Here is an 11,307-nt window from a genome sequence, read left to right on the forward strand (position 1 = left end):
GTGCCCGCCCTTCTCGCCCGCCGGACCGGGGTCAGTCGCGGGAGTTGCCGAACAGCAGCCGGTAGACGATCAGCAGCACGAGCGAGCCACCGATCGCCGCCACCCAGGTGGCGCCGTCGTAGAAGTCCTTGGAGATCGGGTGGTCCAGCCAGCGGGCCGAGATCCAACCGCCGATGAACGCGCCCGCGATGCCGATGAAGGTCGTTCCGATGAACCCGCCCGGGTCCCGCCCCGGCAGCAGGACCTTGGCGATGACTCCGGCCAACAGTCCCAGGATGATCCAGCTGATGATGCCCATGTCCTGAACCTGCCCTTCCGTGCCGTGCCCGTGCCGCCCGGGCGCTGTGATCTCGCTCGCTCCGCGAGCGCGCGCACGAGGAGCGCCGGCGTCGCGTGCGTGTCGCGTTCACGCGCGTGCGTGTGGCGTTCACGCGCGTGCGTGTGGCGTTCACGCGCGTGCGTGTCGTGTTCGCTCGCGTTCGTGTCGTGTTGTCGTGGACGACGCCCCGACGGCATCCGGTGGTTCCGCCGGTCAGTAGGGTGCGGCCCATGACACCGTCCGGAGCCCCCGCCGCACTGCGGCGGACCCTGGGCGTCGGCGACGCCGTGGTCATCGGCCTCGGCTCGATGATCGGCGCCGGCGTCTTCGCCGCCCTCGCCCCCGCCGCGCGCGCCGCGGGCTCCGGACTGCTGCTCGGACTCGCCCTCGCCGCCCTGGTCGCCTACTGCAACGCCATGGCGTCGGCCCGCCTCGCCGCCCTGTACCCGGCCTCGGGCGGCACCTATGTGTACGGCCGCGAACGCCTGGGCGAGTTCTGGGGCTACCTGGCCGGCTGGTCGTTCGTGGTGGGGAAGACGGCCTCCTGTGCGGCGATGGCGCTGACGGTCGGGGCCTACGTCTGGCCGGCGCAGGCGCACGCGGTGGCGGTCGCCGCCGTGGTGGCCCTGACCGCCGTCAACTACGGCGGCATCCAGAAGTCGGCCTGGCTGACGCGGGCGATCGTGTCGGTGGTCCTCGCGGTCCTCGCCGCCGTGGTCGTGGTGTGCCTGGGCTCCGGCGCCTCGGACGCCGGGCGCCTGGACGCCGGCATCTCGGGCGGCCCGGGCGGTGTGCTCCAGGCCGCGGGTCTGCTCTTCTTCGCGTTCGCCGGGTACGCCCGCATCGCGACCCTCGGCGAAGAGGTACGCGATCCGGCGCGCACCATCCCCCGCGCGATCCCCCTCGCGCTGGGCATCACCCTGGTCGTCTACGCGTGCGTGGCGGTCGCCGTGCTGTCCGTGCTGGGCGCCGGAGCCCTCGGCCGGGCGGAGGCGCCGCTGGCCGACGCCGTGCGGGCGGCGGGCGTGCCGGGGATGGTGCCGGTGGTGCGGGTCGGGGCGGCCGTGGCCGCGCTGGGCTCCCTGCTCGCGCTCATCCTGGGCGTCTCCCGCACCACCCTGGCCATGGCGCGCGACCGCCATCTGCCCGGCGCGCTGGCGGCCGTTCACCCGCGCTTCCAGGTGCCTCACCGGGCCGAGCTGGCCGTCGGCGCGGTGGTGGCGGTGCTGGCCGCCACGGTCGACGTGCGGGGCGCGATCGGCTTCTCGTCCTTCGGCGTGCTCGCCTACTACGCGGTGGCCAACGCCTCGGCCTGGACCCTGGACGGCTCCCCGACCGCACGGGCGCTCCCCGCGCTGGGCCTCCTCGGCTGTGCGACCCTGGCGTTCGCCCTCCCCCTGGCGTCCGTGGTGACCGGGGCGGCCGTACTGACGGCGGGCGCGCTCGCGTACGGGGTCCGGAGGCGGCTCGGCGGGCGGTGAGGGGCCCACGGGCCACAGGGGTCAGGGGTCTCGGGGATCGGGGGTCCCCGGTCCCTGTGCCGCCCGTGACGCGTCAGCGCCCGGCGAACGGCTGGTCCGTGGGCACGATCTCGCGGCCCAGCGGGAACAGCGAGACGGGGATCAGCTTGAAGTTCGCGATGCCGAACGGGATGCCGATGATGGTCACGCACAGGGCGAGCCCGGTGACGATGTGCCCGAGGGCGAGCCACCAGCCGGCGAGGACCAGCCAGAGCACGTTGCCCACGCAGGAGGGCGCGCCGGCGTCCCGCCGTTCGACCGTGGTGTAGCCGAAGGGCCAGAGCGCGTAGACGCCGATACGGAATGCGGCGACGCCGAAAGGTATGCCGATGATCGTGACGCAGAGCAGCAGGCCCGCGAGGAGGTAGGCGAGGAACAGCCAGAACCCGCTCAGGACGAGCCAGATGACGTTCAGGATGGTCTTCACTGGTGGCGACCTGCCATTTTCTCGAGCCGGGCGATGCGTTCCGCCATCGGCGGGTGGGTCGAGAACATCTTGGTGAGGCCCTGGCCCGGTCGGAACGGGTTCGCGATCATCATGTGGCTCGCGGTCTCGATCCGGGGCTCGGGGGGAAGCGGGAGTTGTTTGGTGCCCCTCTCCAGTTTGCGCAGGGCGCCGGCGAGGGCAAGCGGGTCGCCGGTGAGCTGGGCCCCGGAGGCGTCGGCCTCGTACTCCCGGGAGCGGCTGATGGCGAGTTGGATCAGGCTGGCGGCGAGCGGGCCGAGGATCATGATCAGCAGCATGCCCAGGAGACCGGGGCCGTCGTCGTCGTCGGAGCGGCCGATCGGGATCAGCCAGGCGAAGTTGACCAGGAACATGATCACGGAGGCGAGGGCGCCGGCCACCGAGGAGATGAGGATGTCGCGGTTGTAGACGTGGCTGAGCTCGTGGCCGATGACTCCGCGCAGTTCTCGCTCGTCGAGGATGCGCAGGATGCCCTCGGTGCAGCACACCGCGGCGTTGCGCGGGTTGCGGCCGGTGGCGAAGGCGTTGGGTGCCTCGGTCGGGGAGATGTACAGCCGGGGCATGGGCTGGCGGGCCTGGGTGGAGAGGTCGCGGACCATCCGGTACAGGGCGGGCGCCTCGAACTCGCTGACCGGCCGGGCGCGCATCGCGCGTAGCGCCAGCTTGTCGCTGTTCCAGTACGCGTACGCGTTCGTCCCGAGGGCGATCAGGACCGCGATCACCAGTCCCGCCCGGCCGAAGAAGCTGCCGATGACGATGATGAGCGCGGACAGTCCCCCGAGGAGTACTGCCGTCCTGAGCCCGTTGTGCCGGCGGTGCACGGTACGCCCTCCAAATCGTGCGGCAGGGGAACCCTTTGCTTGCTGGTGTTCCGTCTCTCCGGAGCCCACTGGAGTCGTGGTGTCACGTCCAGTGGACCCTCCCGTACTGGTCAACGCCAGGTGGGAGCCACTAGTTCCCTTGTGCGTACGGGCAGGGAGTGGGCCGTAGGGGTGACGGCGGGGCGCTCAGAAGAGGGCGGTGTCGGTGAAGCGCAGGATCAGCTGGGGCGCTCCGGACAGGACGAGGCCGAGGGCGGCGGTGAGGGTGATCGCGACGGTGAGGGGGGCGGGGACCCGGTGCCTGACGGGTGCGCCCTCGGTTCCGGGGTCGGTTCCGCCTGCGGTCTCGGTCTCGGGCTCGCCTTCGGGGGCGCGGAACAGCAGGGCCGTCCACCGGAGGTAGTAGTAGAGGGCGATCACGACGTTGACGGCCATGACGACCGCGAGCCAGCCCAGCCCCGCGTCGACGGCCGCCGAGAAGACGGTGACCTTCGCGAAGAGCCCGATGACGCCCGGCGGCAGTCCGGCCAGGCACAGCAGGAAGAAGGCCAGGAGGAGCGCGGAGAGCGGATGGCGGGCGTGCAGACCCCGGTAGTCGGTGAGGCGGTTGCGCGGGCTCGTACGGCCCACCAGGGCGGCCACCGCGAAGGCGCCGAGGTTCACGGCGGCGTACATGAGGGCGTAGGCGACGGTGGAGCCGACGGCGTGCTCGGCGTCGTCGGTGTACGCGGCGGCGGCGATCGGTACGAGGAGGTAGCCGGCCTGGCCCACGGAGGACCAGGCGAGCAGGCGTACGGCGCTGTACGCGCGCGTGGCCTGCTGGCGCAGGGCGCCGACGTTGCCCACGGTCATGGTGAGGGCGGCCAGCGCGGCCAGGGCGGGGCCCCAGACGTCGGCGTAGGAGGGCAGGCCGACGACGGTGACGAGGATGAGGCCGGAGAAGCCGACGGCCTTGCCGACGACCGACAGGTAGGCGGCGATCGGCAGGGGGGCGCCGATGTAGGTGTCGGGGACCCAGAAGTGGAAGGGGACGGCGGCCGTCTTGAAGGCGAAGCCGACCAGGGTGAGGACGACGCCGGTCTGGGCGAGGGTGTGGAACTGCCCGTCGACGTGCTGGATGCGGTCGGCGATCCGGGTGAGGTAGAGGGTGCCGGTCGTGGCGTAGAGGAAGCTGATGCCCATCAGGCTGACGGCGGTCGCGGTGACCGACGACAGGAAGAACTTCAGCGCCGCCTCGGCGGACCTGCGGTCGCCGTGCCGGATGCCGACGAGGGCGAACGCGGGCAGGGAGGCGACCTCCAGGGCGACGACCAGGGTGGCGAGGTCGCGGGAGGCGGGCAGCAGGGCGGCGCCGGCGGCGGAGGACAGCAGCAGGAACCAGAACTCCCCTTCGGGGAGCCGGCCGCGCGCGTCCTTCAGGGCGGTGACCGACAGGAGGGCGGCCAGCAGGGCTCCGCCGAGGACCAGGAACTGGATGACGAGGGTGAAGCGGTCGGCCGTGTAGCTGCACGCGTGCGCGTCGCCGGTCAGGCAGAACGTGGAGCGGTCGCCGTCCCGGAGGGGCAGCAGGAGGGCGGTGGAGGCGGCGAGTCCGGCGACGGAGAGCCGGCCGAGGAGCGGCTTGCGGGCGTCGGCCAGGAACAGGTCGGCGACCAGGACGACGAGGGCGACGACCGCCGCGAGCAGGGGCGGGGCGATCGCGAGCCAGTCGACGGACTGGACCAGTGACGCGGCCAGGGGCTGGGCGAGGTGCTGGGCCGGGGAGCTCATCGGGTGCCTCCTGCGAGGAGCTGCTGCACGGCCGGGTCGGTCAGGCCGAGGAGGGTCTTCGGCCACAGGCCGGCTACGACGGTGAGGACGACGAGCGGGGTCCAGGCCGCGAACTCGTACGACTGGACGTCGGTGAGCTTCGGCGCGTCCTGCGGGTGGGCGCCCATGCAGACGCGGCGGACGACGACGAGCAGGTAGGCGGCCGTGAGCAGGGTGCCGAACGCGGCGATCGCGGTGAAGGTGAGGAAGGCGGGGCGGCTGAGGCCGGCCGCGGGGTCGAACGCGCCGAACATGGCGAGCATCTCGCCCCAGAATCCGGCGAGGCCGGGCAGGCCCAGGGAGGCGACGGCGGCGAAGGCGAGCAGTCCGCCGAGGCGGGGTGCCTTGCCGTAGAGCGCGGCGCCGGTCTGTTCGGCGAGGGCGTCCAGGTCGGTGCTGCCGGTGCGGTCCTTCAGGGCGCCGACCAGGAAGAAGAGCAGGCCGGTGATGAGGCCGTGGGCGATGTTGGCGAACAGGGCGCCGTTCACGCCGGTCGGGGTGGTGGAGGCGATGCCGAGCAGGACGAAGCCCATGTGGCCGACGGAGGAGTAGGCGATGAGGCGCTTGAGGTCGCCCTTGGCGCCCTGTTTGGCCAGGGCGAGGCAGGCCAGGGAGCCGTAGATGATGCCGACGACGGCGAAGGCCGCGAGGTAGGGCGCGAAGGTGTGGAAGCCGTCGGGCGCGACCGGCAGGAGGATCCGGACGAAACCGTACGTACCCATCTTCAGCAGGACACCGGCCAGCAGGACCGAACCGACCGTCGGGGCGGCGGTGTGGGCGTCGGGGAGCCAGCTGTGCAGGGGCCACATCGGGGTCTTCACGGCGAGCCCGATCCCGATCGCCAGAACCGCGATGACCTGCACGGACGTGCTCAGCGACCGGCCGTTGTCAGTGGCGAGTGCGACCATGTCGAAGGTGCCCGCCTTGATGCCGATCAGGAGCAGGCCGAGCAGCATGACCACGGATCCGAGCAGCGTGAACAGGATGAACTTCATCGCAGCCCAGGCCCGGCCCTCGCCGCCCCAGCGGGCGATGAGGAAGTACATCGGGATCAGGACCGTCTCGAAGGCGAGGAAGAACAGCAGCAGGTCGAGGACGGCGAAGGTCGCGAGGGTGCCGGACTCGAGGACGAGCAGCAGCGCGACGAAGGCCTTCGGGGTCGGCCCCGAGGGTGTCCTGAAGTACGAGTAGAGCGCGCAGAGGAAGGTCAGCAGCGCGGTCAGGACCACGAGGGGGAGGGAGATGCCGTCGATGCCGAGGTGGATGCGCACGTCGAGTGCCGGGATCCAGCTGATGTCCGTGCTCGCCTGCATCGTCGACGGGTGGTCGTGGTCGAAGCCGAGCGCGAGGACGATCGCGGCGAGCAGGATCACGCCAGTGACCGTGACGCCGTGCCGGAGCACGGCCTGCTCGGGTGACTTCCCCTTCAGTCCGGGCGGGGCGGGCAGCAGGGCGGCGGCGGCGCCGAGGAGCGGGCCGACGACGACGAACGCCAGAAGGAACTGCATCACGGACTCGTTGATATCGATCACGCCTGCTCACGCTCCCGAGGCGACGAGAAGGACGGCGACCGCCAGGACGACGGTGCCGGCGAGCAGCGCGCTCACATAGGTCTGGACGTTGCCGGTCTGGGCGCGCCGTACGGCCGCGCCGAGCCAGCGGGGCAGGGCGCCCGCGCCGCGTACGTAGGTGTCGACGACCTCGCGGTCGAGGAACCGCACGAGGTCGGCGCCGCCCTGGACGGGGCGGACGAACAGCGCCGCGTAGACGGCGTCGAGGTGGAAGCCGACGGCCGCGTGCCGGTACAGCGGGCCGAGCAGCAGCCGCCCGGGGTCGGCCGGGTCGGGTGCCGAGGCCAGGTCGCCGTAGGCGGGGGCGTGGGTCGCGATGGCCTCGGCCTCGACCTGGCCCGCGTCGCCCTCGGGGTGCGCGGCGACCGCGCCCAGGGGGGCGACGGCCGTGAGGGGCCTGAGGTGGCGCCAGGCGGCGTACGCGAGGAGCGCGCCGGCCAGGGCCACGCCCGTGCCGACCACGGAGGTGGTGACGGTCGGGGCGAGGCCGTTGCCGTCGAACCAGCCGGGGAGCGTGCTGTAGGCGAGCGCGCCGAGGCCGAGGGAGGGGACGGCGAGGACCCAGAGCACGACGGTCATGCTCAGCGGCTGGCGGCCGTGGTCGGGGGCCTCGGCGCCCCGGCCGTGGAAGGCGAGCAGCCACAGCCGGGTGGCGTAGGCGGCGGTGAGGAGGGCGGTGGTCAGCCCGGCGACGAGGACGAGCCAGCCGGCGGCGCCGGGGGCGTGCTCGGTGTGGCCGGTGGCCACGTGCTCGGCGGCGCCGAGGACGGACTCCTTGGAGAAGAAGCCGCTGAACGGCGGGATCGCGGCGAGCGCGAGGAGAGCCACGGTCATCGTCCAGTAGGCGTCCGGGATGCGCTCGCGCAGCCGGCTCGTCCGGGACATCGCGGCGAGCGAGTTGGTGCCGGCGGCGTGGATGATCACGCCGGCCGCGAGGAACAGCAGGGCCTTGAAGGCGCCGTGCGAGAGGAGGTGGAAGACGGCGGCCGAGCGGTCACCGACGGCGAGGGCGCCGGTCATGTAGCCGAGCTGGCCGATCGTCGAGTAGGCGAGGACGCGTTTGATGTCGTCCTGCGCGAGCGCGGCGAGGCCGGAGCCGACCATGGTGACGGCGGCCATCACGGCGAGGACGACCATCGCGGCCCGGGAGGCCTCGAAGACGGGGAGGAGCCGGGCGATGAAGTAGACACCGGCGGCGACCATCGTCGCGGCGTGGATCAGCGCGGAGACGGGGGTGGGGCCGGCCATCGCGTCGGGGAGCCAGGTGTGCAGCGGGAACTGCGCGGACTTGCCGGCCACGCCCGCGAGGAGCAGCAGGGCGACGACGGTCGGGTGGTCGAGGCCGCCGTGGGCGACGGCGTCGAGGACCTTGGTGATCTCGAAGGAGCCGGCGTCGGTGGCGAGGGCGAACAGGCCGATGAGGAACGGGACGTCGCCGAGTTTGGTGACCAGGAAGGCCTTGAGGGAGGCGGCGCGGGCCTCGGGGGTCTCCCAGTAGTGGCCGACGAGGAAGTAGGAGCAGATGCCCATGACTTCCCAGCCGACCAGCAGCACGATCAGGTCGCCGGTGTAGACGACCAGGAACATCGCGGAGGTGAACAGGGAGACGAGCGCGGCGTACGAGGGGTAGCGCGGGTCCTCGCGGAGGTAGCCGGTCGAGTAGATCTGCACGCAGGTGGCGACGGTGCCGACCAGCACGGCCACCAGGGCGGCGAAGCCGTCGACGTACAGGGAGAGCTCGATGGGGACCGAGCCGGTGGGGGTGAGTTCGGTGGCCGCGGTGAGCGCGGCGTCACCGCCCTGGCGTACGGCGACGACGACGGCCAGGGCCAGGGCGGTCAGGGTCGGCAGGACGGCGAGGGGGCGGACGAACCCGGGGGCGTTGCGCCCGAGGAGCAGTCCGGCGACCGCGCCCAGGAAGGGCACGAGGGGGACGAGCGCGGCGAGGGTGGTCGTGGTCACGCGGCGGCCTCGGCCTTCTCGGTGCCCGGCCCGGTCCCGGCGGCGGTGTCGTCGTCGGTGTCGGGGGTGTCGCCCTCGTGGCCCTCGGCGGTGTCGCGGAGCCGGTCGATGTCCGAGGTGCCGCGAGTGCGGTACACGGCGAGGACGATCGCCAGGCCGATGCCGATCTCGGCGGCGGCGATGGCGATGGTGAACAGGGTCAGGGCCTGGCCGGAGTGCAGGGTCTCCTCGGCGGCCCGGCTGAGCCAGACGTCGAAGGCGACGAGGTTGAGATTGACGGCGTTGAGCATCAGCTCGACGGACATCAGGACGAGGATCGCGTTCCGGCGGGCGAGGACGCCGTACAGGCCGGTGCAGAAGAGGAGTGCGGCGAGGACGGCCGGATAGGCGAGGTGCATCAGCGGCCGCCTTCCTGTTCGGCCGAGGTGCCGGGGATTTTTTCGCCACTTTCCGTGATCGACCGGGAACTCTTGGTGACGCCCCGGGCGTTCATGGAGGGAGAGCCGGCATCGGGCTCGGTCTTCGCTCTGCGGGACAGGACGATCGCGCCGACCAGGGCCGCGAGGAGGAGGACGGAGAGGGCTTCGAAGGGAAGGACCCAGTTCTGGAAGAGGCTCGCGCCGGTGACCTCGGTGGAGCCGGCGGCGGGGCCGTCCAGGTCGATCCAGGTGGTGCGGAAGGCGTCGACGACCACCCAGACGAGGGCGGCGGCCGCGGCGACGGCGACCGTCAGGGCGGCCCAGCGGTTGCCGGAGTCGGCGTCCGGGGAGCGGCCGATGGGGGCCTTGGTGAGCATCAGACCGAAGAGGAGGAGGACGACGACGGAACCGACGTAGATGAGGACCTGCACCCAGGCGATGAACTCGGCGGTGAGCAGGAGGTATTCGACGGCGAGGCCGCCGAGGGCGACCACCAGCCACAGGGCGGCGTGGACCAGCTGCCGGGTGGTGACGGTGACCAGGGCGGCGCCCAGGGTGGCCAGGCCGACGAGCACGAACGCGATCTCGACACCGGTCGGGGACAGGAAGCCGTGCGGCGCCGCCGCCAGGGTGGCCGTGGTGGCGGAGGAGGCGGAGGAGACAGGGGTCACGACTCCCCTCCCTCGGGCTCGGTGGGCACCGCGGGCTCGGGCTCGGTGGGCTGTGCCTGGGCGGCGGCCAGTTTCTCCGCCGTCTTGCGGGCGGCGGCGATCTCCTTCGGCTCCTCGGCGGCGGGGTCGAGGGCGGGCGGCGCCGGGACCGTCCACATCCACTCGCGCAGCTTGTCGCGCTCATGGGTGAGTTCGCGGATGTCGGTCTCGGCGTACTCGAACTCCGGGGACCAGAACAGGGCGTCGAAAGGACAGACCTCGATGCAGATACCGCAGTACATGCACAGGGAGAAGTCGATGGCGAAGCGGTCGAGGACGTTGCGGCTGCGCTCGCGGCCGCCCGGCGCGGCGGGCGGGACCGTCTCCTTGTGGGAGTCGATGTAGATGCACCAGTCGGGGCACTCACGGGCGCAGAGCATGCAGACCGTGCAGTTCTCCTCGAACAGACCGATCACGCCCCGGGTGCGGGGCGGGAGTTCCGGCTGGGCGTCCGGGTACTGCTCGGTGACGGATTTCCTCGTCATCGTGCGCAGGGTGACGGCCAGGCCCTTGGCGAGGCCGGAGCCAGGAATGGGGGCCACTAGGAGATCACCACCTTGACGACGCCGGTGAGGGCGATCTGGGCGAGGGAGAGGGGGACGAGGAGGGTCCAGGACAGCTTCTGGAGCTGGTCCTCGCGCAGCCGGGGATAGGTGACGCGCAGCCAGATGACGACGAAGGCGAGGACGGCCGTCTTCAGCAGGGTCCACACCCAGCCGAGGCCGTCGGCGCCCCAGGGACCGTGCCAGCCGCCCAGGAAGAGGACGGTGGTCAGGCTGCACAGGACGACGATTCCGGCGTACTCGGCGAGGAGGAACAGGGCGAACCGCAGGCCGGTGTACTCGGTGTACGCACCGAAGATGATCTCCGAGTCGGCGACGGGCATGTCGAAGGGAGGGCGCTGGAGCTCGGCGAGGCCGGCGACGAAGAAGACGGTCGCGCCGACGATCTGCCAGGGCAGCCACCACCACTCGAAGGCGTCGACGATGCCGGGCAGGGAGACCGTGCCGGCCGCCATCGCCACCGAGGCGGCGGTGAGCAGCATCGGGAGTTCGTAGGCGAGGAGCTGCGCGGCCGTGCGCAGACCGCCGAGGAGGGAGAACTTGTTGGCGCTGGCCCAGCCGGCCATGAGGGAGCCGAGCACGCCTACGCCCATCACGGCGAGCACGAAGAACACGCCCGCGTCCAGGGCCTGGCCGACGGCGCCCTCACCGGGGCCGATCGGGATCGCGAGGAGGACGAGGAGGTAGGGCAGGAGGGCGACGGCGGGGGCGAGCTGGAAGATACGGCGGTCCGCGCCCGCGGGGACCACGTCCTCCTTCTGCGCGAACTTCACCCCGTCCGCGATGAGCTGGGCCCAGCCGTGGAAGCCGCCCGCGTACATCGGGCCGAGGCGGCCCTGCATATGGGCCATGACCTTGTGCTCGGTCTGACCGACGATCAGGGGGAAGGTGAGGAAGACGACGAAGACGATCAGGAGTCGCAGGGTGACGTCGAGAACGTCGTTCACTGCCGGCCTCCTGACGGGGGTTCGTGGGTGGGGTCTTCGGGGCCGGCCTCACGGTCCGGGCCGGGGGCGGCGCCGGGTTCCGCGGGCGCCTGCTTTGACCTCGCCTCGGGCTGGGGCGCGGGCTCGGGCTTGGCCTCGGGCTCGGGCTTGGCCTCGGGCTTGGGCTTGGCCTCGGGCTCGGGCTTCTGCTCCAGCTCGGG

Annotated in this window: 11 protein-coding genes and 1 pseudogene; 1 reads left to right on the plus strand and 11 read right to left on the minus strand. The window is 72.1% G+C overall.

From position 1 onward, the window contains the following. Positions 1-31: 31 nt before the first annotated feature. Positions 32-298 carry a GlsB/YeaQ/YmgE family stress response membrane protein gene (locus tag AQJ58_RS13650; protein ID WP_067249318.1) on the minus strand — a complete coding sequence of 89 codons (267 nt, stop codon included), beginning with the start codon at positions 296-298 and terminating at the stop codon, positions 32-34. 251 nt (positions 299-549) lie between these two features. Here AQJ58_RS13650 and AQJ58_RS13655 point away from each other — a divergent pair, with 251 nt between their 5' ends. Further along, a complete protein-coding gene (locus AQJ58_RS13655; protein WP_067249321.1) occupies positions 550-1,800 on the plus strand; it encodes an APC family permease in 1,251 nt (416 codons plus the stop codon). Between the two features lie 73 nt (positions 1,801-1,873). On the opposite strand, the gene AQJ58_RS13660 is transcribed toward AQJ58_RS13655, so the two are convergent. The 10 genes and pseudogenes from AQJ58_RS13660 to AQJ58_RS13705 form a co-directional block, all read right to left on the minus strand. Beyond that, on the minus strand, positions 1,874-2,266 hold the full coding sequence (locus AQJ58_RS13660) for a YccF domain-containing protein (protein ID WP_067249323.1): 393 nt from the start codon (positions 2,264-2,266) through the stop codon (positions 1,874-1,876). Continuing rightward, positions 2,263-3,126 (minus strand): zinc metalloprotease HtpX, encoded by an 864-nt coding sequence (gene htpX / locus AQJ58_RS13665; RefSeq protein ID WP_067249325.1) that lies wholly within the window; start codon positions 3,124-3,126, stop codon positions 2,263-2,265. The genes AQJ58_RS13660 and htpX overlap by 4 nt, the downstream gene beginning before the upstream one ends. Positions 3,127-3,312: 186 nt before the next feature. Beyond that, on the minus strand, positions 3,313-4,896 hold the full coding sequence (locus AQJ58_RS13670) for an NADH-quinone oxidoreductase subunit N (RefSeq protein WP_067249328.1): 1,584 nt from the start codon (positions 4,894-4,896) through the stop codon (positions 3,313-3,315). Beyond that, positions 4,893-6,467: a complex I subunit 4 family protein gene (locus AQJ58_RS13675; protein WP_067249330.1), complete on the minus strand. Its 1,575-nt coding sequence runs from the start codon at positions 6,465-6,467 to the stop codon at positions 4,893-4,895. Before AQJ58_RS13675 ends, AQJ58_RS13670 begins: the two co-directional genes overlap by 4 nt. A gap of 6 nt (positions 6,468-6,473) precedes the next feature. Beyond that, complete coding sequence (locus AQJ58_RS13680; protein ID WP_067249333.1) at positions 6,474-8,468, minus strand: NADH-quinone oxidoreductase subunit 5 family protein; 1,995 nt, start codon at positions 8,466-8,468, stop codon at positions 6,474-6,476. Then, positions 8,465-8,866, minus strand: a complete 402-nt coding sequence (nuoK, locus tag AQJ58_RS13685) for an NADH-quinone oxidoreductase subunit NuoK (protein WP_067249336.1) — start codon at positions 8,864-8,866, stop codon at positions 8,465-8,467. Before nuoK ends, AQJ58_RS13680 begins: the two co-directional genes overlap by 4 nt. Then, positions 8,866-9,558 (minus strand): NADH-quinone oxidoreductase subunit J family protein, encoded by a 693-nt coding sequence (locus AQJ58_RS13690; protein ID WP_067249338.1) that lies wholly within the window; start codon positions 9,556-9,558, stop codon positions 8,866-8,868. The genes nuoK and AQJ58_RS13690 overlap by 1 nt, the downstream gene beginning before the upstream one ends. Continuing rightward, the gene (locus AQJ58_RS13695) at positions 9,555-10,139 is read right to left on the minus strand and encodes a NuoI/complex I 23 kDa subunit family protein (RefSeq protein WP_067249340.1); all 585 of its coding nucleotides are present in this window, start codon (positions 10,137-10,139) and stop codon (positions 9,555-9,557) included. The genes AQJ58_RS13690 and AQJ58_RS13695 overlap by 4 nt, the downstream gene beginning before the upstream one ends. Further along, entirely contained in the window at positions 10,139-11,107 is a 969-nt protein-coding gene (locus AQJ58_RS13700) for a complex I subunit 1/NuoH family protein (protein WP_067249343.1), read from the minus strand. The genes AQJ58_RS13695 and AQJ58_RS13700 overlap by 1 nt, the downstream gene beginning before the upstream one ends. Further along, positions 11,104-11,307: pseudogene (locus AQJ58_RS13705) on the minus strand (hypothetical protein); the annotation flags it as partial. The gene AQJ58_RS13700 and the pseudogene AQJ58_RS13705, both read right to left, overlap by 4 nt.

It is taken from the genome of Streptomyces sp. DSM 15324 (assembly GCF_001514285.1).
Classification (GTDB): Bacteria; Actinomycetota; Actinomycetes; order Streptomycetales; family Streptomycetaceae; genus Streptomyces.

Bases quoted from the DNA above. Each gene is read 5' to 3' on its own strand.
- nuoK (WP_067249336.1), bottom strand. From the start codon at position 8,866: ATGCACCTCGCCTATCCGGCCGTCCTCGCCGCACTCCTCTTCTGCACC.
- AQJ58_RS13670 (WP_067249328.1), bottom strand. From the start codon at position 4,896: ATGAGCTCCCCGGCCCAGCACCTCGCCCAGCCCCTGGCCGCGTCACTG.
- AQJ58_RS13655 (WP_067249321.1), top strand. From the start codon at position 550: ATGACACCGTCCGGAGCCCCCGCCGCACTGCGGCGGACCCTGGGCGTC.
- AQJ58_RS13650 (WP_067249318.1), bottom strand. From the start codon at position 298: ATGGGCATCATCAGCTGGATCATCCTGGGACTGTTGGCCGGAGTCATC.